This is a genomic window from Nocardioides iriomotensis, assembly GCF_004168035.1.
In the GTDB taxonomy this organism is placed as follows: Bacteria; Actinomycetota; Actinomycetes; order Propionibacteriales; family Nocardioidaceae; genus Nocardioides_B; species Nocardioides_B iriomotensis.
On the sequence record NZ_SDPU01000035.1, the window covers coordinates 380,670 to 403,275 of the forward strand.

Here is a 22,606-nt window from a genome sequence, read left to right on the forward strand (position 1 = left end):
GCTACAGGCCGGCCCAGCCCTTCGACCGCTCGACCGCATCGGTCCAGCGGGCGTACGCCGCGTCGGCGTCCTTCCGCGACCCGGTCGGCTCGAACCGCTGGTCGAGCCGCCAGGTCTCGCGCAGGTCGTCGAACGACGTCCACACGCCGGTGCCGAGTCCGGCCAGGAACGCCGCTCCCAGCGCGGTCGTCTCCACGATCTGCGGCCGCTCGACCGGGACGCCGAGCTGGTCGGCCTGCATCCGGCAGAGCAGGTCGTTGGCGGACGCGCCGCCGTCGACGGTCAGGGACGTCAGCGCGGCCCGGGACGGGAGCGTCTCGACGACGTCGCGCACCTCGAACGCGATCGCCTCCAGCGTCGCGCGAACGACGTGCCCGCGGGTGGTGCCGCGGGTGATCCCGACGATCAGGCCGCGGGCGTGCGGGTCCCAGTGCGGTGCGCCGAGCCCGGTCAGGGCGGGCACGAAGACCACGCCCTGCGAGTCCGGCACGGTCGAGGCGATCGCCTCGGTCTCGGCGGCGGAGCCGACGATCTGCAGCCCGTCGCGCAGCCACTGCACGGCCGCGCCGGTCACGAAGATCGCGCCCTCGACGGCGTACGTCAGCTCGCCGTCCGGCGACTTCCACGCCGCCGTGGACAGCAGCCCCGCGTCGGAGCGGACCACCTCGCTGCCGGTGTTGGTGAGGATGAACGAGCCGGTGCCGTAGGTGCACTTGGAGTCGCCGACGTCGAAGCAGGTCTGCCCGAACAGCGCCGACTGCTGGTCGCCGGCGATGCCCGCGATCGGCAGCTCGAGCCCGAGGAACGTGCGCGGGTCGGTCGTGCCCATCGTCGACCCGTCGCCCCAGGACGGCACCACCTCGGGCAGCGCGTCGCGCGGCACGCCGAACAGGTCGCACAGCTCGTCGCTCCACTCACCGCGCTCGAGGTCGAACAGCAGCGTGCGGGAGGCGTTGGAGACATCGGTGACGTGCCAGGTGCCGCGCGTCATCCGGGCGACGAGGTACGAGTCGACGGTGCCGATCGCGTAGCGACCGTCGTCGACGAGCGCCCAGGTGTTCGGCTCGTTCTCGGCGATCCAGACGAGCTTGGTGCCGGAGAAGTACGGGTCGAGCCGCAGGCCGGTCAGCTCGGCGACCCGGTCCTCGTGGCCGGCCTCCCGCAGGCGCGTGCAGATGTCCGCCGTACGGCGGTCCTGCCAGACGATCGCCCGGCGGGGGGAGCCGAGGGTCTCCCGGTCCCAGAGCAGGACCGTCTCGCGCTGGTTGGTGATGCCGAGCGCGCGGAGGTCCGGGCCGCCGGTCTGCTCGTAGGCCTTGAGGCAGGCGCGGGTCGCCTCGAGGGTGGCCTGCCAGATCTCCTCGGGGGAGTGCTCGACCCAGCCCGGGTGCGGGAAGTGCTGGGCGAACTCCTGGTAGCCCTTCGCCGCGATCGTCCCCTCCTGGGAGACGACGAGCGCGGTGACCCCGGTGGTGCCTGCGTCGATGGCGAGAACGCTCATGACGCTGGATCCTCGCACCGGCGGGTGGCGGTGCGCACGCACCGCCACCCGGCCGTCATCACCGAGTCACTTCCGCAGGACAGCGGCGGCCCGAACGAGCGCGAGGGTCTGCTCGACGATCGCGTCGCGACGGTGCACGAAGCCTCGGTCGCTGATCCGCCGCTTGTGCGGCACGCCGAGGACCGGCGTGTGCACGTGGCCGCCCACGTTCGCCGCGTCCGCGCCGTCGCGCAGCAGCGTCGCCCGGTAGGCGATCTCGTTGGACAGGTAGTCGCCCGGGCTGCCGGAGACCGCCTCCCATCCCGGCGTCGGGCCGTCGGTGTGGGTGCGCTCCTCGCCGGTGGCCGGGTCGCGCTCGGTGATCTCGCGGTTGACCCGCACGCGGTAGTCGCCGGTGTCGCGCTTCTGCATCCGCTTGACCGGGAGGTTCGTGCGGGTGAACTGCGGCTGCGGCGTCACCGTCGGGTAGCCGTCGGGGATCGGGATCGTCCCGGTCCGCTCGAGGTTCTCGTTGTCGGCGAAGCCGCCGCGGTGGGCGCCGTTCCAGACCTCGAGGTCGAACTGGTCCGGCCGGCCTTGGCTGACCGTGACCAGGGCGTCGAGCCCCCTGGTGACCTGCGGGGCGAGCGTGTGCTCGACCTCGCCGTCGGTGAAGTCGTCCCAACGGACCGGGAAGGTGGCGGTCTCGATCCGGATCCAGCCCTTCGTCGTGCGGATCTCGCGGCCGTCGAGGGCGAGCGCGACGGCGCCGGACGGGTTGCCGATCCGGGTGTCCTGGTCGAGCGTGAACGGGTCGAAGCCGGTCACCACGACCTGCCGGGTGCCGGGACCGTCGGACTTCCGGTGCGTGGCCAGGGTGTCCTGGCCGCGCGACGTCGTCTCCAGCCGCTGCAGCAGCTGCTCGCGCGTGCCGTTGGCCAGCTTCTCCGGCGGCTGCCACTGGGTCAGCAGCCGGGTCATCGCGACCCGCGCCCAGTACAGCGGCCGGTCGTCGCCGCCGGGCAGCGTGCCCTCGACGGCGGTCCTGCCCTGTGCCCGAGCGGTGGCCCACCGCCACAGCGCGGATCCGTGCCGCTGCACGGTGGTGCGGACCTGCGGACCCGGCTTCGCGCGACAGAGGTCGGCGGCGAAGGCCTCGACGCGCGCGTCCGCCCCGCTGCGCTCGAGGACCAGTCGCGGTGCGCGCCGGTCGAGCCGGGCCTGCTCGACGGTCTGGTCGACCGTGGTGTCGAAGCAGTCGGCCGCGCCACGGGACTGGCCGGGTGGTGCGGCGGTGGCCGGGACGAGCGCGGTGCTCGTCAGCGCGAGCGCGGCGAGGGATGAGGTGATGACCCGAGAGATGTGCATCGTGCCTGATTACTCCAGCGCCGTACGACGGGCAAGCCGGGACCGCCACCTCGTGAGACGCGGCAGTGGGGTCTGGATCGATCAAACGGGTCGTCGCTAGGTTTGTCGCGAACGTCTCGACACCCCGGACCAGGAGGAAGAGCAGATGCGCGTCGGAGTGCTGACCGGTGGCGGTGACTGTCCCGGTCTCAACGCGGTGATCCGGGGGGTCGTGCGCAAGGGCGTCAAGACCTACGGCTACGAGTTCGTCGGGTTCCGCGACGGCTGGCGCGGTCCGCTGGAGAACGTCACGATGCCGCTCGGTGTCGACCAGGTCCGCGGCATCCTCCCGCGCGGCGGCACCATCCTCGGCTCCTCGCGCACCAACCCGTTCAAGATCGACGGCGGCGTCGAGAAGATCAAGGACAGCCTCGCGGCCAACGGCGTCGACGCGCTGATCGCGATCGGCGGCGAGGACACCCTCGGCGTCGCCACCAAGCTCGCGGACCTCGGCGTGAACGTCGTGGGCGTGCCCAAGACGATCGACAACGACCTCAGCGGCACCGACTTCACCTTCGGCTTCGACACCGCGGTCAACATCGCCATGGAGGCGATCGACCGCCTGCACACCACCGCCGAGTCGCACCACCGCGTGCTCGTCGTCGAGGTGATGGGCCGGCACGCCGGCTGGATCGCGCTGCACGCCGGCCTCGCGGGTGGCGCGAACGTCGTGCTGATCCCCGAGCAGCCGTTCGACATCGAGAAGGTCTGCGCGCTGGTCGAGAGCCGGTTCGAGACCCGCTACTCGCCGATCATCGTGGTCTCCGAGGGCGCCGTCCCGGCGGAGGGCGGCGACATGACGCTGCAGAGCGGCGAGCTCGACGCCTTCGGACACGTCCGACTCGGCGGCATCGGCGACCGGCTCGCCAGCGAGATCGAGCACCGCACCGGCAAGGAGGCCCGCGCGGTCGTCCTCGGCCACGTGCAGCGCGGCGGCACGCCCACGGCCTTCGACCGCTGGCTCGCCACCCGCTTCGGCCTGCAGGCGATCACCGCCGTGCACGACAAGGACTACGGGAAGATGGTCGCCCTGCGCGGCACCGAGATCGTCCGCGTCCCGCTCATCGAGGGCACCGGTGAGCTCAAGCTCGTCAGTCCCGAGGAGTATGCCGAAGCCGAGGTCTTCTTCGGCTAGCCTCCCGGCGTGGCGGTCGACCGGGTCAGCACGTTCCTGAAGGAGCGCATCGCCCCGTCGCTGCGTGCCGAGGGTTTCAAGGGGTCGGGCCAGAAGTTCGAGCTGCCGGTCGCCGGCTGGTGGGCGCTCCTGGAGTTCCAGCGTGCCCGCTTCGGCACCAAGGACGACGTGCTGGTGACCGTCAACGTGCTCGCCTGCTCGCACGAGACCTGGGAGCAGGCACGTCGCGAGCGGCCGGCCATCGGTGACCGACCTGTCGGCTACGCGATCTACCCCGAGCCGGTGTGGTGCTCGCGCATCGGCTCGCTCATGCCGGCCGGCACGGACCACTGGTGGCGGGTCACCCCGGACACCGACCTGGACGATCTCGCCGACGAGATGCTCGAGGCGATCACGACGTACGCGATTCCGGCGATCCGTTCCCGGCTGCCCTGAGGTCCAGGTCCACCACCAGCGCGCGGTGGTCCGACATCGGCAGCTGCCGCGCCTCCGTGTGCGTGGCGTGCAGCCCCCCGGCCGTCAGCACGTGGTCGATCTGCACGACCGGCTGGTCGGCCGGGAACGTCAGGTGGCTCGCCAGCGGCCGCATCCCGGTGAGCCGGTGCGCGGCTCCCGGTTCCATGTTCAGGTCGCCGGTCAGGACGCGCGGGCCGGGCAGGCTGAGCATGGCGGTCGCGAGCCGACGCAGCTGCCGGCCGTTCCAGTACGGCAGGAACGTCAGGTGCGTCGCCACCACCGTCAGGCCGTCGAGCTCGGCGGCCAGCGCCACGCGCGGCTCGTCGCGGACCAGGGTCGGCCGCGTCGCGCCCGGCCAGCGGTACGGCGCGCGCCCCGGCGCGGGCGACAGCCGCAGCACGTGCCACGCCCGGACCGGGAGGCGGCTGAGCAGCGCGATGCCGTAGGCCGTGGCCGCGGAGGCGTCGTCCCGCCCCGCCGCCCGCCACGCGCTGCCGGGGGTGCCCACCAGCGCGGGCACGAACGCGTGATGGGTGGCGCCCATCGCCTCCGCCGCGACCGTGGTCAGATCGGCCCCGCGGGAGCGGCGCTGACCCCGGTCGACCTCCTGGAGGGCGAGCACGTCGGCGTCGAGGGAGCGGACCGCGTCGGCGTACCGCCCGAGGTCGGCACGCTTCTCGCCCACGGTCCGACCGCTGAGGATGTTGAAGGTGGCCAGGCGCACCCGGTCAGCCTGCCAGTCCTGTGGACGGCCCGTCGTGGCCGTCGGTGCCGTTCCCTACGGTGAACGCATGACCACCACCGCACTCGCCGACAGCCGCGCCCAGACCGCACACCGGGTCATCGAGGCGATGGCCGGCGCCGGCGCGCGGCTGCGCGACGACCAGGAGACCGCCGTCGCCGCGCTCTGCGAGCCGGCCGCGCGGGTGCTCGTCGTGCAGGCGACCGGGTGGGGCAAGTCGGCGGTCTACTGGGTGGCCACCGCGATCCGGCGCAGCGAGGGCGCCGGCCCGACCCTCGTCGTGTCGCCGCTGCTCAGCCTGATGCGCGACCAGGTCGCCGCCGCCGGCCGGGCCGGGCTGACCGCGGCCACCCTCAACTCCTCCAACTTCGACGACTGGTCCGCGATCGAGGACGGCCTGCTGGCCGGCGACATCGACGTCCTGCTCGTCTCGCCCGAGCGGCTCGCCAACCCGGGCTTCGGCCGGCGGGTCCTCGACGGGCTCGCGGGGCGGCTCGGCCTGGTCGTCATCGACGAGGCGCACGCGGTGTCCGACTGGGGCCACGACTTCCGGCCCGACTACCGCCGCGTCTCCGACGTGCTGCAGCGGCTCAACCCCGACACCCCGGTGCTGGCCACCACCGCGACCGCCAACGCCCGCGTCACCGACGACGTCGCGCACCAGCTCGGCGACGCCACGCTGGTGCTGCGCGGCCAGCTCGCCCGGGCCAGCCTGGAGCTGTCGGTGGTCGACCGGCTCACCCCGCTCGACCGCTACGCCTGGGTGGTCGACCACCTGCCCCGGCTGCCGGGCTCCGGCATCGTCTACACGCTCACCGTCGCCGACGCCGAGCGGCTCGCCGCCGCGGTCACCGAGGTGCACGGGCGCGACGTCCCGGTCGCGGCCTACACCGGCCAGCTCGAGGCCGACGCCCGCCACGAGCTCGAGGACGCGCTGCGCGACAACCGGCTCAAGGCGCTGATCGCCACGTCCGCGCTCGGGATGGGCTACGACAAGCCCGACCTCGGGTTCGTGGTGCACGTCGGGGCGCCGCCGTCGCCGGTGTCCTACTACCAGCAGGTCGGCCGTGCCGGTCGCGCGATCGAGCACGCCCACGCGGTGCTGCTGCCGTCCGACGCCGACGCCGGCGTGTGGGACTACTTCGCCAGGGCCACCATCCCGGTGCCCGAGCAGGTCGACAAGGTGCTGGCGGTGCTGTCGGCCGACGAGCCGGTCAGCGTGGCCGCGGTCGAGGCCCAGTCCGGGGTACGCCGCGGGCGCGTGGAGCTGATGCTCAAGCAGCTGGCCGTCGATGGGGTCGTCGACCGGCTCGAGGGCGGCTGGGTCGCGACCGGGACGCCGTGGGTCTACGACCACGAGCACTACGACGGTGTCGTGGCGGTGCGCCGCCGCGAGGCCGACATCATGCGCGCCTACACGCGCGGGGAGCGCTGCCTGATGGAGCTCCTGCAGTCCTCCCTCGACGACCCGCACGCCGAGCCGTGCGGGCGCTGCTCGGTGTGCCGCGGCGCGCTGCCCGACGCGCTCGACGGGGCACCGTCGGTCGAGACGCTCAAGGCCGTCACCGACCTGCTGCGCCGGCAGGTGCACCTGCTCGAGCCGCGCAAGATGTGGCCCGGCGGCGCGTTCGGCACCCGCGGCCGGATCGCGCCCGAGGACGGCCACGAGGTCGGCCGCACCCTCGTGCACGCCGACGCCCCCGAGTGGCGCGAGACCGTCGCGTCCCTGTTCAAGATCGACGCGCCAGCGCCGGACGAGGTGGGGGAGGCCTGCGTCCGGCTGCTCGCAGGCTGGAAGGACTCCTGGTCGCAGCGTCCCGAGGTCGTCGTCGACCTCCCGGCCTTCGGCTTCCCGACGATGACCGCCTCGGTCGCCGACCACGTCGCGGCGCGCGGGCGGCTCGACCGGGCGTCGCTGCCCGTGCCCGCGCGCGTGCCGGACCTGCGCGCCATGTCGTCGGCCGACGAGGCCGCGTTCTGGCGCGACACGCTCACCCCCGACTCGCTCCCTCCCGAGGTTGCGGACCGGTGCGTCCTGCTGGTCGTCGACGCCACCTCGTCGCTGTGGCCGATCACGGTCGCGGCCGCCGCGCTGCGTCGTGCCGGGGCGTCCGCCGTACTCCCGATGCTGCTGCACCGGAGGCCGTGACCCGACCTCGCGTGCTTCGTTCTGCCCCTTCGGGGGAAAGAGACAGTGAACGAGCGACCAAGGAGGGTTCATGAGCACCGAGGTCCAGCCCGATCAGGGCCACGAACAGCACGAGCTCAAGCGGGTGATGGGGCCCAAGCTCCTGCTCCTGTTCATCGTCGGCGACATCCTGGGCGCCGGCGTTTACGCGGTCACCGGCGACATCGCGGGCGAAGTGGGCGGAATCGCCTGGCTGCCGTTCCTCGTGGCGTTCACCGTCGCGACCCTGACGGCGTTCTCCTACCTGGAGCTCGTCACCAAGTACCCCCATGCCGCCGGCGCCGCGCTGTACACGCACAAGGCCTTCGGCATCCACTTCGTCACGTTCCTCGTGGCGTTCACCGTGGTCTGCTCCGGCATCACGAGCGCGTCCACCTCGTCGAACCTGCTCGCCGCGAACCTGCTGGCCGGCCTCGACGGCACCATCGGCGGGGTCCCGACCTCGACCGGCGCCACGCTCGTGGTCGCGCTCGGCTTCATGATCGTGCTCGCGCTGATCAACCTCCGAGGTGTCGGCGAGAGCGTGAAGTTCAACGTCGTGCTGACCCTCGTGGAGATCTCGGCGCTGGCGATCGTCATCGGCATCGGCTTCTACGCCATGTCGACCAACGGGGTCGACCTCGGCCAGGTCGTCGCGTTCGAGGACGCCAACGACCGCGGCATGTTCGTCGCGGTGACCGTCGCGACCGCGATCGCGTTCTTCTCGATGGTCGGCTTCGAGGACTCGGTCAACATGGTCGAGGAGTGCCACGAGCCGGAGCGGATCTTCCCGCGCACCATGCTGACCGGTCTCGGGATCGCGGTTGTCATCTACATGCTCGTCGCGGTCTCAGTCGTGATGGTGCTGCCCCTCGGCGAGATCGAGAGCTTCGACGGCGAGACCGGGATCCTGCTCGAGGTGGTCAAGGCCGGCGCCCCGAACTTCCCGGTCGACACGATCTTCCCGTTCCTCACCGTCTTCGCGGTCGCCAACACCGCGCTGATCAACATGCTGATGGCCAGCCGCCTGATCTACGGCATGGCCAAGCAGGACGTGCTGCCCCGCTCGCTCAGCCGGGTGCTGCCGGGCCGCCGCACGCCGTGGGCCGGCATCGTCTTCACCACGCTGCTCGCCCTCGGCCTGATCACCGTCGTCACGTACCAGGCAGAGTCCTCGATCGTGGGCGCCCTCGCCGGTACGACGGGTCTCCTCCTGCTTGTCGTCTTCTCGATCGTCAACGTCGCCTGCCTCGTGCTGCGGCGCGACACCCAGACGCCCACGCGCTTCCGGGCGCCGACCGTGTTCCCGGTGCTCGGCGCCGTGGCCTGCCTGTTCTTCACCGGCCCGTGGGCGCGCGACCCGGAGGACTGGATCCAGTACAAGATCGCCGGCGGCCTGCTCGCCGTCGGCATCCTGCTCTGGGCGCTGACCTGGGCGACCAACCGCGGCGTGCGCGCGCAGAAGACCGGCTTCCGCGACCCCGACCACATCGACGGCTGACGCCGGAGGGATCGAGCTGGAGTGCGGCCCGACCGGCAGGACGGTGGCGTACTAGAGTCCAATTGACCAGCCGAGGTCAACGGACGGATTCAGAGTCCCGTTGCCGTCCGCTGGACTTGGGCAAACACCGATCCGGCGGGGAGTGTACGAGCAGTGGGTGTGACTGCACCATCTTCGGAGATCCGAACGGGAGGAGGAGTCTCCTCACTCAGGGCCGCGGTCCCTGAGCGAGCTGTTCATCTTCTGGGCGTGGCTGCCTTGTTCGCGCTGTTCTTACTGGCCTTTCGTTGGGGCTTGCACTTCCGGCTCGTAGACGCAGTGCTCGGCACCGACGGAACCGGCTTCGTCAGCTCGTTCCAGCTCGACTCGGACGGACTCGTATTCCGGCGCCTCGAGCAGAACCGTCTGACGGGGCTCCTCTCGGGTGAGATGGCGCTCAGGATGGACCCGGCCTATGCCCAGCCGTACGGACCCTTCTACGCCAGCCAGTTCGGCCTCGGAGGATGGCTGCTGACCTTGCTACCGACGGCCTTGGGGCTGTACGGCACCGCCGGAATCTCATTGATGCTGACGCTGGTGGCGGCGGGCAACGCCGCCATCGCGACCTTGGCTGTCGTGGCGAGCCGACGAGTGATGTCAATGGGAGCGGCAGTCCTCTGCGCGCTGGCCCTGCTCCAGCCGTGGCCCGTCGCCATGGCCCACAGCGCCTACTGGATGATCGGGTTGAAGGTGCTCCCGGCAGCCGCACTGGCGATTCTCTACGCACGCGGCCGCGCTACACGACCGCGTGTCTTCGTGACGGTGGCCGTTGTGTCGACGTTCACCTTCCTGTCGGGATACGAGTTCGCGACGGTGGTGGTGGCGACTGCTCTCGGCGTGGCGACCTATATCTGCCTCGTGGAGCGCAGGGGCGTCACCGCGTCGCTGATGGAGATCGCAAACGTCCTTGGTGCCTGCCTGTCTGGCTTTGTTGGGGCGATAGTGATCCACCTGGTTCAGCTCAGCGTGCGACTCGGTGGCATGACCGTTGCTCTCGAAGCGTTCGAAGAGACGGTGTCGAAGCGCACCGGGGCGACGAGCCTGGAGCTCGACCCGGCCTACTTGGAATCGCTCGCGGTCAGCCCCAGCCAGGTTCTCGCAACTTATCTCGGCGTGCCGGTCATCGGTTCGCCACTCGCGCTTCCGATCGTCAGCTCCTTCTCCGTGGCGGCACTCATCGCGGTCTGCATCGTCGTCGTGGTGACGGACGCGCCGCGGTCGGTGCATGGAGGCCTCGACCTCAGACAGCACGCCATGGGCATCGCCTGGTTCGTTACCCTCCTGGGCCCGTTGGGGTGGTTCCTGCTCGCCCGACCCCACAGTTACATCCACACGCACATCAACCCGGCACTGTGGTTCCTGCCGGTCGTGCCCCTCGGGCTCGCACTACTGTGGAGACCGCTACGCATCGGGACGATCTCACTGCGCTCTCATCCGGTGGCTCTGGTGGCACTCGCCGCCGTCATGACGTGCATCGTGCTCTTTTACGGCTACTCCCTGTCCACCGTGAAGTAGCAGTTGTGGGACCGACAACTCGACTGCCTCACGGGTTGTAGCGACCCAGGCACGCGGAGAGCAGGACTTTGATCAGTTCGGCGTTGCCGCGCAGGCCGCTGATCTTGGTCGGGACCTCACCGTCGGGATACACGCGCGACGTCGGGAGTTCGAGGCAGCGGTACCCGAGACGGGGCACGCGGTACGTCAGGTAGGCGAGGAGTTCGTAGGCCTGGAAGACCTCGCGGAACGGAGCCACGCGCAGGTCCCGGAGCACCTCGCTACGGTACCCACGGAAGCCCTGGGTCGTGTCGGTCCACCGGTGTCGCGACGCGAGCGAGAGGGCAGGCGCGTGGAGCAAGCGGATCGCTAGGTCCCGCGACAGCGGCGTGTTCACGGCCACTCCACCCTCGACGAACCGCGAGGCCTGGACGAAGTCGACACCGGATTGGAGGGCCTCGAGGAAGTTGGGGATGGGGGTCGGGTCGTCCTTGTCGTTCCCGTCGATGGTGACGATCCCCTCGTAGCCCTGCTCCAGGACGAAGGCGTACGCGCAGCGCAGCTGGGCACTCAGCTTGCCCGGACCGGTCTTGACGAGGAGAGCGGCCACGTCGGCGTCGTCGAGCAGGTCTGTGGGCAGCGAACCGTCCGTCGACCCGCCGTCCACGATGATGATGTCGGCGAGGGACGGGACGTCGATCGCGCGCATCTTGGTGAGCAGGGATCGGATACGCGGGCCCTCGTTGATGACCGGGATGACCACGCAGTCCCGGCGCGTGCGGCCGCGCCAGCGGACCGTGTCGTACGCCGGTACCTCCCAGGTCCCACCTGCGTGCATGCGCGATTGCTCCTAGATCGTCTTGAGGGAGATGAGGGCGACGCCCAGGATCACGAGCGCGATCCCGGCGATGGTGCTCCAGGGCAGCGACTCGCCGAAGAACACCGCCGAGCCCAGCGCGACGGCAGCGATGGCGCCGGACGTCAGGATGGGATGGGCGACGTTGAGCGGGAGCTTGGTCAGGGCTGCCGTGTAGATCAGGAAGGTAGCGCCGTACAGGACCAGCCCGACCCAGAACGGCCAGTTCAGCAGGGCGCCGATCGGGTCGGCGAGGCTCGGCATGCGGCGGGGCTCGGTCACCGCCTTCTTCACTAGGAGGCTCGCCGCGGCGTTGGCAAGGATGCCGAGGGCGAGCACGAGCCACTTCACGAGGCGCCCTGTCCGTAGCGCTGCGTGACGAAGGCGACGGCTCGCTCGACCGCGGCGACGGCGGGCTCCTCCTCGGTCATCAGCATCTCGATGCAGGCAACGTGCCCCGGGAGGTGCTGCTGGAGCACGCGCGCGGCCCACTCGTGGTCGCCGCTGCCGTCGCCCACCGGCGCGAGGCCGGGCTCGCTGAGGTGGACGTGGCCGACGATGTCCGACACCGCCGGGACGACCTCCGCGACGTCCTCGCCGTTCATAGTGCACGCTCCCAGGTCGAGTTGCATCCGGATGGCCGGGTGCTGCACCCGTCGGACGACTTCGGCCGTCTCGGCCGACGTCGTCATGAAGTTGGCGCCGTACTTGGTGGGGTTGGGCTCGAGATCGACCACGACCCCATGCGCGGCGGCTCGGTCGCCCAGGGCGTGGAAGAAGCCGGTCGAAACGTCGAGCACGGTGTCGTCGTCGAGACCGGCGCGGTCCCGATTGCGTGGGGAGCCAAAGACAAGCTGGCGAGCCCCGAGCGCGCTGCCGACGCGGCAGACCGCACCGAGGTAGTCGAGCATCCGTTCGCGCACGTCCTCGGGCCCGAACACGTTGAAGCCCGAGGTCCCGAAGAGCAGCGACTGCATCCCGGTGATCTCGAAGCCCCGGACCTCCCAGGCCCGACGGACGTCGAGCAGGTCGGCGTCCGACGCGGTCAGCACGTCCGGGACGTACTTCGCGGGAGCGACGTCGACGGCGTCGACGCCGTAGGCGCGCAGGATCTCCGCGACGGCGTCGTCGTCGGCCGGCGACCAGGCGATGTTGGAGATGCTGATCCTCATGCCGACACCGCCCCGGCGGACTGTGCGTAGGCACGGATCGCCAGGATCGTGTCGCCCACGTCGTACTGGTAGGGACCGGAGGCGCCGAACACCTCCGCGTGCTTGGTGCGGAAGTCGTAGTGCGCAGGCGTCCTCTCGAGGGCGTTGGTGAACTCGCGACCGAAGGCTGCGGACGCGAGCTCTCCGACCGCCACCGGCGCGGCGGTCAGGTGGACGAGGTCCAGGCCGGCCGCGACGGCGGTGCGGACGTCCCACCATAGGTTGACCATCGGGTAGAACTGGAAGACGCTGCGGGCGTCCACGGCTTCGAGGTCGTTGTCGTGGAGCAGGTCGAAGATCACGTTCTTCTGCAGGCCCGGGCCGACCAGGCCAGGGAGCCGGACCACGGTCGAGGCCGGGAAGCGCTGCTGGACGAACTGCTCCAGGCGCCGCCGGTTCGCCCCGTAGGCGTGCAGCCCGTCGACGTCGACCTCGTCGTCCTCGTCGACGCCGACGGGTGACCCGAACACGTCGACTGTGCTGATCAACACGAAACGGTCGCAGGTGACCGTGTCGAGCCGTTCGATGAGGGAGTCGATCGTGGCGCGGTCCCGGTCGGGCTCGGCGTTCGCCTTCCACTTCTGGGCGGGCGCCCCCGCACAGACCAGGAGGTCGAAGGACTGTCCCACGATGTCCTGGATGTCCGTGGACCGGAAGTGGGCGTCGAAGAACGTCTGGCGCTTGAGAGTCGAACCGACGAAGCCGGAGTGTCCGACGAGTGCAGAGGTCACGGTGGCTCCTTGGTCGCTGATTGCTCGGTCAGGTGGCGGGCTAGAGGCTGGCGGCGTCGAGGCTCTCGAGGACGTCGTAGATGTTGTCGATCTTGCCGCCCAGCACGGAGAAGAACCCCGGCATTGCCGCGTCCTGCTCGACCAGGATCGGGCGGCCGTCGTCGTTCTCGTTCTTCATCAGCACGGCCTTGACCTCGAACGACGAGTCGACGTGGACCGACTCGGCGATCTTAGGCATGTAGCGGCCCGCGTCGCGCAGCATCCAGGCTGCCCGGCTGCCACCCTGGTAGCCGTCGAGACGGGCGTACGGGTCGAGCCCCGGCTGGTCGACCCAGCTCGAGTGCGGCGTGTAGCGGACGTGGGAGAGCGAGTGCAGGCCCCGGGAGGGGAAGGGCATGAGCGAGTAGAACGGCCCGTCCATGACGGTCACGCCGACGCGCGACAGGGCGGGCGGCACCTTGACCATGGCCATCTCGGTGATCTCCTGCTTGATGCCGGTGCGCACCCCGGCGAACGAGCCCCCCACCTGGTTGATGCCGGCGTAGGAACAGTTGAAGACCAACCGGGACACGACCTCGTCCGTGCCCCCCGGGCCCACCGTCGTTACTCGCAGCTCGGCGGGCGAGGCGGGCGAGACCTCGGTGGCCCGGGTCGATAGGCGTACGTCGACGTCGAGGCCCTCCAGCTCCTTGGCCGCCCACGACCCGAGCACGGTCGCGTCGAAGGCCCACTCGGCCACCTCGAAGATAGTGTCGATGAGCCGCGGCTGGAACAGGTTCGCGAACTGATCCGCCGCCGGAGCGACGGTCGCCCCGATCTCCCGGCAGAACTTCACGAACTGGCGCGAGGTCACCTTCGAGTTGCGCCGGGCGATGGCGTACAGCTTGGTGAAGTCCGTGACCACGGCGTCGGGCCAGTCGGAGATGAAGCGTGGAAGGTTCACCCGGCTGCGGAACGCCGTCGTGAAGCTCCGCGGGTAGTGGTAGCCGTTGTGCACGCGGGCCTGGTTGTGGAACGACGCCCTGGTGAGCAACTCGCCCTCGCGCTCGACCAGGCACACGCGCTTAAGCCCGCGTTGCCGGACCAGGTACGACGCGATGCAGACGCCGAAGAACCCACCCCCGATGACGAGCGCGTCGTGCTGGCTCCCCGGGGTGCCGTCACTCATCGTTGTCAGGAGCGGCGGAATTCACCACGGACTCCACGTTGAGTCGCTCGCGGCTGCTGATCCGGGCGCTCGTGAACTCCTGCGCCAGGTGGTAGTCGGGGGCCTCGTTGCTCAGCGCCGCCATGTGGAGGATGTATTCGCCGAGGACCAGCAGGACGAGCGAGAGGAGGAAGAACATGCCGGACTGCTGGAGGGACACGCTGGTCCAGCCCGGCTCGACGTCCTGCTTGACAAGGCCGATGGCCAGCACGTAAGCGGCGTACACGACGTTCGCGACGGCGCCGAAGAGGGACAGCGCCGTCACCGCCCGCAGCGGCGCCCGCGACGTCGACACCATGATCTGCATCCCCCGGTCGAAGCCGTCGACGACGGACCTCCGCTGGCGGGGGCTGAAACTCCGGGAGAAGGTCACGTAGTCGCGCACGAACCCACCCGTGGCGGGCAGCAGTCGGTAGGACACGGCCGGCCGGGGGTGGTGCATGACGTGGTTGACCACCTTGCGGCTCACGAGCCGGAACGTGGGCGCCTCCTTCGACAGCCGCACGCCGGTGAAGCCGCGGTACAGGCCCTCGAACACGCCCCGCGCGAGCCGGTAGCCGCGCGACCCCTTCTCGGGGCTCGCGTTGGTTGCGAACACGACGTCCGCGCCGCTCAGGGCCCTCTGGAGCATCGCGGGGACGACCGCGACGTCGTCGAGGAGGGGGTCGAGGACAACGACGTAGTCGCCGAGAGAGTTCTCCAGCCCCATCCAGCTGGCCGCGTCACGCCCGATCTCCTTGGTCAGGGCGTAGACCTGGATGTTCGGCAGGCCGCCCTCGCCGACGAGGGAACGGAGCGTGGCGATGGTGTCGTCGTCGGAGGCGTTGTCCACGACGACGATCTCGTAGTCGTTGACGAGCTCAGCCACGGCTGACCCGATGCGCACTAGCGCCTCCTCGAGCTCCGTGGCCGCGTTGCGGACCACGCAGACCAGGGACAGGAACAGCGGCTGACGTCGCACGCAACCCCCTCGATGGAACGTGTCCGAGCCCAGTACCAGGCGGACGGCCGGGGGAGACACTACCGGTGCGCCTGGGGCGGTCGGCGCAGGGTGACCCGTCAGGAGGCGACGATGCGTACCCGCGGGTTGTCCAGCGCGCGCACCATCGCGGCCATCACACCGCTGGCGCACATCCGCGTCGCCCCCACACGGAACAGCTCCAGACCGTCGCGGTGCACCCGCTCGACACCGGCCTGCGTCGACAGCGTGTCGTCCAGCGCGGCCGGGGCGGCGTCGTCGAAGAGCCGCCCGCGGGTCTCCGTGATCCGGACCAGGTAGTGGAAGGGCCCCAGCCGCTGGCCGCTGTGCGGCAGGGTCACGAACCGGTCGTCGGGCAGCACCGGCCGGGCATCGAGGGCCTCGTGGGCCAGGAGCTCGCCGACGCTCACCTCGGTCGACTCCAGGCTCGGCACCGTGTGGTCGGCGAGGGCCTCGACGTGCTCCTCGCACTGGCACAGGCCGAGCGCGGGCGGAGCCCACGGAGGCTCGACCGGCGTGCGCCAGCGCTCGAAAAGTCCCATAAGTCGAGGTTAGGAGTTTGGCGCCGCGCGTGTGGGCACTTTCGACGGACCGGTGTGAGCGTGGCCACGACCGTTTTGGCTGGTCACAGGCACACTGCTACGGTCGTCCGGCGTCCCCAGGGACGCTCGCGGGGGAGGGAACCTTGCAACGACTCTCGGGAAGGCCCCCATGCGACACCGTGCCCCCACGATCCTGTCCCGCGCCCGGGACCTCACCCAGCGCCGCGGGCTCGCCGCCGGCGCGGTGACCGTCCTCGGCGTCTCCGCCTGCGCAGGTCTCGTCGCGGTCAACGGCCACGACTTCAGCCCCGGCGACGCCGGCTCGGTCACCGCGGGCGTCTTCCCGGACCTGCGCACCGGTACGACGTACCCCGACGCGGCCGCCCTCGAGACGATGGCCTCCGAGCGCAGCGACGCCGCCGCCAACCGTGGCGACGCCCGCACCAGCCCGTCGGACAAGGTCTCCGAGGCGCCCGACCCGCAGGCCGCCGCCCCGGCGCCATCCGCGGCCACCCCGACCCCCGAGCCGGCGTCGCCGCAAGCGGGCGACGACGAGCCGCGCCAGAGCGCCGACCCGACGCCGAGCGACCCGGCCGGCTCATCGCCGAGCCCGTCGTCGCCGGAGTCCTCGTCGCCCGACCCGGAGGAGTCCGGCTCCTCCACCGCGCCGGCTCCGGCGCCCGCCACCGGACCCGAGACGACCGCGGTCACCGACCTCGCGGCGGCAGGCACCTGGACGGTCGTGCTGACGTCCGACACGGTCGCGTCGTTCGAGTGCAGCCTCGACGGCGGGGCGTGGACCGCCTGCGGCCCGGTCGCGACGTTCACCGGCCTCAGCAAGGGCAAGCACACGCTCGCCGTCCGGGCGATCGACGGCTCGGGCACGCCCGACTCCACCCCGGCCCAGCTGTCCACCACCCTGAACGGATCGGTGCTCTGACGACGGGCTCCCGTACGCTGGGTCGGTGACCCAGACCGTCCCGGACCTCGAATCGCTGCGCGCGCTCGGCGCCGCCCAGCAGCCGACGTGGCCCGACCCGTCCGCACTCGACGACGCCGTGGCCAAGCTCCGCGGCGTGCCGCCGCTGGTGTTCGCCGGCGAGTGCGACGACCTGAAGGCCAAGCTCGGAGCCGTCGCCCGGGGTGAGGCGTTCCTGCTGCAGGGCGGCGACTGCGCCGAGACGTTCGAGGGCGTCACCGCCGACAACGTCCGCAACAAGCTGCGCGTCCTGCTGCAGATGGCGGTCGTGCTCACCTACGCCGCGTCCGTCCCGGTCGTGAAGCTCGGCCGGATCGCCGGCCAGTACGCCAAGCCCCGCTCGTCCGACACCGAGACCCGCGACGGCGAGACCCTGCCGGCGTACCGCGGCGACGCCGTCAACGGCTTCGACTTCACCGGCGCGGCCCGGGTGCCCGACCCGCAGCGGCTGGTCGAGGTCTACCACTCGTCCGCGGCGACGCTGAACCTCGTGCGCGCGTTCGTCACCGGCGGCTACGCCGACCTGCGCCAGGTGCACACCTGGAACACCGACTTCGTCCGTGAGTCCCCGGTCGGTCGTCGCTACGAACGCCTCGCCGCCGAGATCGACCGCGCCCTCACGTTCATGAAGGCCATCGGCGCCGACCCCGACGAGTTCCACCGCGTCGACTTCCACTCCAGCCACGAGGCGCTGGTGCTGGAGTACGAGCACGCGCTCACGCGCATCGACTCGCGCACCCAGCAGCCCTACGACGTCTCCGGGCACTTCCTGTGGATCGGCGAGCGGACCCGGCAGCTCGACGGCGCCCACGTCGAGCTGCTGTCCAAGATCCGCAACCCGATCGGCGTGAAGCTCGGCCCGACGACCTCGCCCGACGACGCGCTCGCCCTGGCCGCGAAGCTCAACCCGGACAACGAGCCCGGCCGGCTGACCTTCATCACCCGCATGGGTGCGGGCAAGATCCGCGACCACCTGCCCGACCTGGTCGAGAAGGTCACCGCCGCCGGGGTCACCGTCGCGTGGGTGTGCGACCCGATGCACGGCAACACGTTCGAGGCGTCGTCCGGCTACAAGACCCGCCGCTTCGACGACGTGATCTCCGAGGTGCAGGGCTTCTTCGACGTGCACGGCGCGCTCGGCACCTGGCCCGGCGGCGTGCACGTCGAGCTCACCGGCGACGACGTCACCGAGTGCGTCGGCGGTGGCGAGGCGCTGCTCGAGGACGACCTGCACAACCGCTACGAGTCGGTGTGCGACCCGCGCCTCAACCGCGTGCAGTCCTTGGAGCTGGCCTTCCTCGTCGCCGAGATGCTCAGCGCCGCGCAGGTCAAGGACTGAACCGGCGGGGTCACGCCCGACGCGTCGAGCGGACCCCCGACCAGCTACCCGGTCTGCCCCACCTAGCATCGGCAAGGTGACCGCCACCGACGCACCCGGCCCGATCGATCTGCGCAGCGACACCGTCACCAAGCCCACCGAGGCGATGCGCGCGGCGATGGCCGCGGCGGAAGTCGGCGACGACGTGTACGGCGAGGACCCGACCGTCCGCGCGCTCGAGGAGCGGGTCGCCGACCTCTTCGGCAAGAAGGCCGCGCTGTTCACCCCGACCGGCTCGATGGCCAACCTGCTCGCCGTGCGCGCGCTGGTCTCGCCCGGCCAGGAGGTGCTGTGCGAGGCGCAGGCGCACATCGCGCGGGCGGAGCTCGGGGCGCACGGCGCGTTCTTCGGGGTCACGATGCGCACCTGGTCCCACCCGCGCGGCGGGGTCGACTTGCCCGCCATCGAGGCGATGTTCGCCCCCGACCTGTCTCCGTTCTTCGTCGCGACCAAGGCGATCTCGGTCGAGTGCACGCACAACTTCGCGGGCGGTCGCGTCGTGCCCCTCGCCGAGATCGAGTCGCTGCACCCGCTCGTGGAGCGGCACGACATCGGGCTGCACGTCGACGGTGCGCGGATCTGGAACGCGCACGTCGCGTCCGGCGTACCGCTGGCCGACTACGGCCGCGCCTGCGGCGTCCTCACCGTCTGCCTCAGCAAGGGGCTGGGCGCACCGGTCGGCTCCCTGGTGCTCGGACCGCGACGGATGATCGACGAGGCCCGCGTGTGGCGCAAGCGGCTCGGCGGTGGCATGCGTCAGGCCGGCGTGCTGGCCGCCGCCGGGCTGCACGCGCTCGACCACCACGTCGAGCGGCTGGCCGACGACCACTCCCACGCCCGGCTGCTCGCCGAGGCGTGCGGCGTCGACCCCGCCGAGGTGGAGACCAACATCGTCGTCCTCGACGTCCCCGACGCGGCCGCCGTGGTGGCGGCCGCGCGTGACGCCGGGGTGCTCGTGTCGGCGCTGGGGGAGCGGACGGTGCGGCTGGTCACCCACCTCGACGTGAGCCGCGATCAGGCGGAGGTCGCGGCCTCGGTCCTGGCCAAGGCGCTGGCGTCGACCCGGCCGAGCGCCGGCGGCAGCTGACGCACCGCCTGGGCGAGCGCCCGCAGCTCCGCGCCGAGCAGCGCCTGCGGGCCGTCGCACAGCGCGGTCTCCGGGTCCGGGTGCACGTCGACGATCACGCCGTCGGCGCCGACCGCGATCGCCGCGCGCGAGAGTGGGACCACCAGGTCCTTGCGGCCCGACGCGTGCGACGGGTCGACGATCACCGGCAGGTGGCTGGTCGCCTGGACCACGGGCACGGCCGAGATGTCGAGCGTGTTGCGGGTGCTCGGCTCGAAGGTCCGGATGCCGCGCTCGCACAGCACGATGTCGAGGTTGCCGCGCTGGGCGATGTACTCCGCCGCCATCAGCCACTCCTCGATCGTCGCGGTCATGCCGCGCTTGAGCAGCACCGGCTTGCCGGCCTCGCCGACCGCCTGGAGCAGCCCGAAGTTGGCGGCGTTCCGGGTGCCGATCTGCAGCATGTCGGCGTACTGCGCGACCACCGGCACGTCCCGCGCGTCGACGACCTCGGTGACCACGGGCAGCCCGGTCGCCTCGCGCACGGCGGCGAGGATCTCCAGGCCCTTCTCGCCCAGGCCCTGGAAGGCGTACGGCGAGGTGCGGGGCTTGTAGGCGCCGCCGCGCATGATCGTCGCGCCCGCCGCCTTGGCCATCTCGACGGCCTCGAGGGTCTGCTGGGGCGACTCGACCGCGCACGGTCCGGCCATGAACGTGAAGCTGTCCGGGCCCACCGGGACGCCGCGCACCCAGACCGTGCTCCGGTCGGGGTGGTGCTGCCGGCTGACCAGCTTGTACGGGTCGGAGATCCGGTGCACGTTCGCGACGCCGGGCAGGCTGCGCAGGTTGAGGCCGTGGAAGGAGTCGATGTCGCCGACGAGGCCGATGATGGTGCGGACGACGCCCTTGCTGACGAACGCCTCGCCCCCGACGCTCTCGACCTTCTCGACGACGTGGGCGATGTCCGCGTCCGTGGCTTCCGGTGTCATGACGACGACCATGGGTGGATCCCTTTCAAGTGTGCCGCCCGCTGGTGCGGGTCGTGCGCTGGTGGCGGGACGCCTCGGGCCACGTCGTCGGGGTCGGGCTGCCGTGCGCTGACAAAGCAGAACGCCCCTGGTGGCCCAGGGGCGTCGTGGTCGTGTGCAGGCCTCAGGCGGCCGCCGGACCGGGAGCCCCGGGCGGGTAGCCAAAGAAATAGGTGACGGTCTGCACCCGCAGACGGTAACCCACCGCGTCTCCCGGTGCGGACACCGGGACCAGGATGCGGACGCCGACTACCGATATCGGTAGTCCAAGCGTGACCCTCGGCGGTCAGTGGCTGGTGAACACCTGCACGACGTAGTAGCGGCGCAGGTAGCGGTCGTAGCCGACTCCGACGCCGGTCAGCCGGTACGACGTCTCCACGATGTTGTCGCGGTGGTCGGTCGAGCCCATCCACATGCGCAAGGCGTCGGCGCCGGTGCCGACGGAGCTCCAGAGCACGTTCTCGCCGTAGGTGTCGCGGGCGCCGCAGTCGCCCTCGACGACGGCGAGGTCCTGGTGGGCGAGCTGCCCGGTGCGGGCGAGGTGCTCGGCGTGCCGCTGCGCGTTGGCCATGAGGCAGGCGTCGGCCGTCAGGGCGGTCAGACCGGCGGCGGCGCGCTCGGCGTTCACCAGGTCGACGATCGCCAGGCGGGTGGTCTGGGGGTCGACCGCCGGTCCGGGCGGCAGCGACCCGACCAGCAGGACGACGCGGTGCTCACCGGCGGACCGGGCGTGCCCGAAGCCGAGGGCGACCTCCTGGGGTGCCGCGAGGAGCGGCCGCCGCGTGGAGGACCGCTTCAGCAGCCGCGCGGCCTGCTCGCTCGGGCCGGCCTCGGACGCGAAGCGCAGGCTCTGCACCCGGTCGACCTCGCACTTCCGGGCGACGGCGTCCAGTGCGCCGACGGCGCCGGGTCGCTCAGCCCAGCGCTGGGCCGTCCGGTCGAGGCAGCGTGCGGTCCCGCCGCGGGTGTGCAACCGGGTGAGCCCGCGCTCGGCGCGCTCGGCCTGGACCTGCGTGACGACCGTGGCCTGGTAGGCGTCGCTGCGCCGGACCGCGTCGGCCGGCGTGCCCAGAAGGCCGACCAGCACGACGCCGGCCAGCGCGGTCAGCAGCATGCTGCGCATCGGACCGGAGCCCCCCTCCCCGGGTGCACGAGCACCCGAAGGGAAGAGTGGCGTCCGACCTGGCCGGGTTTGCCGGTTTTTAGACGTTCTTTACCGTCAGTACCCGATCGTCCGGTGCAACCGCTGGAACGTCGGGACGAAGCCGAGCGCGGTCCAGGTGCGCGACGACAGCAGGTTGGTCGCCCGCCAGTCGGTGGCGACGACCGGGTAGCCGGTGTCCCGCGCCCAGGCGAGGACGGTCTCGCCGAGCGCGCGTCCGGCGCCGAGCCCGCGCGCCTCCGGCAGCACGGCCGCGAACCCGAGGAACCCGGCCTTCTCGGGCCGCATCAGACCCTCGTTGCTGCCGGACTTGGTGAGGTCGCAGGCCACCGCGGAGCCGATCACCCGGCCGTCGTGCTCGGCGACGAAGGTGGTGAACTCCGGGTCGTCGAAGTCCTCCTCCCACTCCTCCTGCGCCTCCTCGACACTGCCCTGCTCCCCGGCGGAGAACGTCGGCGACAGGCCCTGGTGCTGCGGCAGCGCGACGTCGAGGCGGGCCAACGTCGGGATGTCGTCACGGACGGCGCGGCGGACCACCAGCCCGACGGCGATGCGCGGGTCGGTGGCGAGCGGGGCGCGCAGCGCGTGCGCCTGCTGGTGGCCGAAGCCGAGCCGGTACCAGGCGTCGAGCAGGGCGACGTCGGTGGCCGGGACCACGACGTACTGGGCGGTGCGTCCCTCGTCGACCCACCGCGTCGCGGCGGCGGCGTACAGGTCCCGGACCGTCTCGGCCGGTTCGTCATCGGCGAGTGCCTGCCCGGCGGACTCGACCCACAGGTTGGGGCCCCAGGTCTTGCTCTGCTTCGGCGCGCCGAGCAGAAAGCCCACGACGGTGTCCCCACGGAGGGCCACGGCACCGGAGGCGTCGTCGGCGGCGAGGGCCGCCTCGACGCGCTCCTTGGCGGTCGCAGCGTCCTCGAACGCGGGGGAGAGGTCGGGCTGCGCGGCGCGGTGCCGGCGGTGCCGCGTCGCGAGCAGGCGGCCGGCGTCGGCCAGGTGCTCGTCGGTGAACGGCTGGATCTCGGGTCGGGTCATGGCGACATCGT

21 protein-coding genes are annotated in these 22,606 nt (G+C 71.4%); 8 read left to right on the top strand and 13 right to left on the bottom strand.

All coding sequences use genetic code 11. From position 1 onward, the window contains the following. Position 1 precedes the first annotated feature (1 nt). Positions 2 to 1,501, bottom strand: coding sequence for a glycerol kinase GlpK (glpK, locus tag ETU37_RS21670; protein WP_129989406.1), 1,500 nt, complete (start codon positions 1,499 to 1,501; stop codon positions 2 to 4). A 66-nt stretch (positions 1,502 to 1,567) separates the two neighbouring features. Then, positions 1,568 to 2,848 (bottom strand): pyroglutamyl peptidase, encoded by a 1,281-nt coding sequence (locus ETU37_RS21675; RefSeq protein ID WP_129989407.1) that lies wholly within the window; start codon positions 2,846 to 2,848, stop codon positions 1,568 to 1,570. A 145-nt stretch (positions 2,849 to 2,993) separates the two neighbouring features. Between ETU37_RS21675 and ETU37_RS21680 the strand changes: the two genes are divergently transcribed. Together ETU37_RS21680 and ETU37_RS21685 are read left to right on the top strand one after the other, a co-directional pair. Then, positions 2,994 to 4,022: a 6-phosphofructokinase gene (locus ETU37_RS21680; protein WP_129989408.1), complete on the top strand. Its 1,029-nt coding sequence runs from the start codon at positions 2,994 to 2,996 to the stop codon at positions 4,020 to 4,022. A gap of 9 nt (positions 4,023 to 4,031) precedes the next feature. Beyond that, on the top strand, positions 4,032 to 4,457 hold the full coding sequence (locus ETU37_RS21685; protein ID WP_129989409.1) for a DUF4304 domain-containing protein: 426 nt from the start codon (positions 4,032 to 4,034) through the stop codon (positions 4,455 to 4,457). On the opposite strand, the gene ETU37_RS21690 is transcribed toward ETU37_RS21685, so the two are convergent. Then, positions 4,414 to 5,202, bottom strand: coding sequence for an endonuclease/exonuclease/phosphatase family protein (locus ETU37_RS21690; protein ID WP_129989410.1), 789 nt, complete (start codon positions 5,200 to 5,202; stop codon positions 4,414 to 4,416). The genes ETU37_RS21685 and ETU37_RS21690 overlap by 44 nt on opposite strands. 67 nt (positions 5,203 to 5,269) lie before the next feature. Here ETU37_RS21690 and ETU37_RS21695 point away from each other — a divergent pair, with 67 nt between their 5' ends. From ETU37_RS21695 to ETU37_RS21705, 3 genes are all read left to right on the top strand, one after another. Further along, complete coding sequence (locus ETU37_RS21695) at positions 5,270 to 7,369, top strand: DEAD/DEAH box helicase (RefSeq protein ID WP_129989411.1); 2,100 nt, start codon at positions 5,270 to 5,272, stop codon at positions 7,367 to 7,369. A 70-nt stretch (positions 7,370 to 7,439) separates the two neighbouring features. Further along, positions 7,440 to 8,888 carry an APC family permease gene (locus ETU37_RS21700; protein WP_129989412.1) on the top strand — a complete coding sequence of 483 codons (1,449 nt, stop codon included), beginning with the start codon at positions 7,440 to 7,442 and terminating at the stop codon, positions 8,886 to 8,888. A 249-nt stretch (positions 8,889 to 9,137) separates the two neighbouring features. Continuing rightward, positions 9,138 to 10,442 carry a hypothetical protein gene (locus ETU37_RS21705; RefSeq protein WP_129989413.1) on the top strand — a complete coding sequence of 435 codons (1,305 nt, stop codon included), beginning with the start codon at positions 9,138 to 9,140 and terminating at the stop codon, positions 10,440 to 10,442. 28 nt (positions 10,443 to 10,470) lie between these two features. On the opposite strand, the gene ETU37_RS21710 is transcribed toward ETU37_RS21705, so the two are convergent. The 7 genes from ETU37_RS21710 to ETU37_RS21740 all read right to left on the bottom strand — a co-directional run bounded on the left by ETU37_RS21710 (position 10,471) and on the right by ETU37_RS21740 (position 15,947). Continuing rightward, positions 10,471 to 11,259 carry a glycosyltransferase family 2 protein gene (locus tag ETU37_RS21710; protein ID WP_129989414.1) on the bottom strand — a complete coding sequence of 263 codons (789 nt, stop codon included), beginning with the start codon at positions 11,257 to 11,259 and terminating at the stop codon, positions 10,471 to 10,473. Positions 11,260 to 11,271: 12 nt separating this feature from the next. Next, positions 11,272 to 11,628, bottom strand: a complete 357-nt coding sequence (locus ETU37_RS21715; RefSeq protein ID WP_129989415.1) for a DMT family transporter — start codon at positions 11,626 to 11,628, stop codon at positions 11,272 to 11,274. Beyond that, entirely contained in the window at positions 11,625 to 12,449 is an 825-nt protein-coding gene (locus ETU37_RS21720; protein WP_129989416.1) for a sugar phosphate isomerase/epimerase family protein, read from the bottom strand. Before ETU37_RS21720 ends, ETU37_RS21715 begins: the two co-directional genes overlap by 4 nt. Further along, positions 12,446 to 13,219 carry a Rossmann-fold NAD(P)-binding domain-containing protein gene (locus ETU37_RS21725; RefSeq protein ID WP_129989417.1) on the bottom strand — a complete coding sequence of 258 codons (774 nt, stop codon included), beginning with the start codon at positions 13,217 to 13,219 and terminating at the stop codon, positions 12,446 to 12,448. Before ETU37_RS21725 ends, ETU37_RS21720 begins: the two co-directional genes overlap by 4 nt. Before the next feature lie 40 nt (positions 13,220 to 13,259). Continuing rightward, entirely contained in the window at positions 13,260 to 14,387 is a 1,128-nt protein-coding gene (locus ETU37_RS21730; protein ID WP_129989418.1) for an FAD-dependent oxidoreductase, read from the bottom strand. Further along, a complete protein-coding gene (locus ETU37_RS21735; protein WP_129989419.1) occupies positions 14,380 to 15,387 on the bottom strand; it encodes a glycosyltransferase in 1,008 nt (335 codons plus the stop codon). The genes ETU37_RS21730 and ETU37_RS21735 overlap by 8 nt, the downstream gene beginning before the upstream one ends. Positions 15,388 to 15,485: 98 nt before the next feature. Continuing rightward, entirely contained in the window at positions 15,486 to 15,947 is a 462-nt protein-coding gene (locus ETU37_RS21740) for a hypothetical protein (protein ID WP_129989420.1), read from the bottom strand. 169 nt (positions 15,948 to 16,116) lie between these two features. Between ETU37_RS21740 and ETU37_RS21745 the strand changes: the two genes are divergently transcribed. From ETU37_RS21745 to ETU37_RS21755, 3 genes are all read left to right on the top strand, one after another. Beyond that, positions 16,117 to 16,887 carry a hypothetical protein gene (locus ETU37_RS21745; protein ID WP_129989421.1) on the top strand — a complete coding sequence of 257 codons (771 nt, stop codon included), beginning with the start codon at positions 16,117 to 16,119 and terminating at the stop codon, positions 16,885 to 16,887. A gap of 25 nt (positions 16,888 to 16,912) precedes the next feature. Next, positions 16,913 to 18,265: a class II 3-deoxy-7-phosphoheptulonate synthase gene (locus ETU37_RS21750; protein ID WP_129989422.1), complete on the top strand. Its 1,353-nt coding sequence runs from the start codon at positions 16,913 to 16,915 to the stop codon at positions 18,263 to 18,265. 76 nt (positions 18,266 to 18,341) lie between these two features. After that, complete coding sequence (locus ETU37_RS21755) at positions 18,342 to 19,391, top strand: threonine aldolase family protein (protein WP_276319701.1); 1,050 nt, start codon at positions 18,342 to 18,344, stop codon at positions 19,389 to 19,391. On the opposite strand, the gene aroF is transcribed toward ETU37_RS21755, so the two are convergent. The 3 genes from aroF to ETU37_RS21770 all read right to left on the bottom strand — a co-directional run bounded on the left by aroF (position 19,319) and on the right by ETU37_RS21770 (position 22,595). Further along, a complete protein-coding gene (gene aroF / locus ETU37_RS21760) occupies positions 19,319 to 20,359 on the bottom strand; it encodes a 3-deoxy-7-phosphoheptulonate synthase (RefSeq protein WP_240755885.1) in 1,041 nt (346 codons plus the stop codon). The two genes, ETU37_RS21755 and aroF, sit on opposite strands and share 73 nt — an antisense overlap. Positions 20,360 to 20,684: 325 nt before the next feature. Beyond that, positions 20,685 to 21,521 carry a CAP domain-containing protein gene (locus ETU37_RS21765; protein ID WP_129989424.1) on the bottom strand — a complete coding sequence of 279 codons (837 nt, stop codon included), beginning with the start codon at positions 21,519 to 21,521 and terminating at the stop codon, positions 20,685 to 20,687. Between the two features lie 96 nt (positions 21,522 to 21,617). Continuing rightward, positions 21,618 to 22,595, bottom strand: a complete 978-nt coding sequence (locus ETU37_RS21770) for a GNAT family N-acetyltransferase (RefSeq protein ID WP_129989425.1) — start codon at positions 22,593 to 22,595, stop codon at positions 21,618 to 21,620. Between the last annotated feature and the right edge of the window lie 11 nt (positions 22,596 to 22,606).

Coding starts and splice junctions, on each gene's coding strand:
- ETU37_RS21745 (WP_129989421.1), top strand. CDS start 16,117: ATGCGACACCGTGCCCCCACGATCCTGTCCCGCGCCCGGGACCTCACC.
- ETU37_RS21710 (WP_129989414.1), bottom strand. CDS start 11,259: ATGCACGCAGGTGGGACCTGGGAGGTACCGGCGTACGACACGGTCCGC.
- aroF (WP_240755885.1), bottom strand. CDS start 20,359: ATGACACCGGAAGCCACGGACGCGGACATCGCCCACGTCGTCGAGAAG.
- ETU37_RS21675 (WP_129989407.1), bottom strand. CDS start 2,848: ATGCACATCTCTCGGGTCATCACCTCATCCCTCGCCGCGCTCGCGCTG.
- ETU37_RS21740 (WP_129989420.1), bottom strand. CDS start 15,947: ATGGGACTTTTCGAGCGCTGGCGCACGCCGGTCGAGCCTCCGTGGGCT.
- glpK (WP_129989406.1), bottom strand. CDS start 1,501: ATGAGCGTTCTCGCCATCGACGCAGGCACCACCGGGGTCACCGCGCTC.
- ETU37_RS21695 (WP_129989411.1), top strand. CDS start 5,270: ATGACCACCACCGCACTCGCCGACAGCCGCGCCCAGACCGCACACCGG.
- ETU37_RS21730 (WP_129989418.1), bottom strand. CDS start 14,387: ATGAGTGACGGCACCCCGGGGAGCCAGCACGACGCGCTCGTCATCGGG.
- ETU37_RS21700 (WP_129989412.1), top strand. CDS start 7,440: ATGAGCACCGAGGTCCAGCCCGATCAGGGCCACGAACAGCACGAGCTC.
- ETU37_RS21770 (WP_129989425.1), bottom strand. CDS start 22,595: ATGACCCGACCCGAGATCCAGCCGTTCACCGACGAGCACCTGGCCGAC.
- ETU37_RS21680 (WP_129989408.1), top strand. CDS start 2,994: ATGCGCGTCGGAGTGCTGACCGGTGGCGGTGACTGTCCCGGTCTCAAC.
- ETU37_RS21720 (WP_129989416.1), bottom strand. CDS start 12,449: ATGAGGATCAGCATCTCCAACATCGCCTGGTCGCCGGCCGACGACGAC.
- ETU37_RS21765 (WP_129989424.1), bottom strand. CDS start 21,521: ATGCGCAGCATGCTGCTGACCGCGCTGGCCGGCGTCGTGCTGGTCGGC.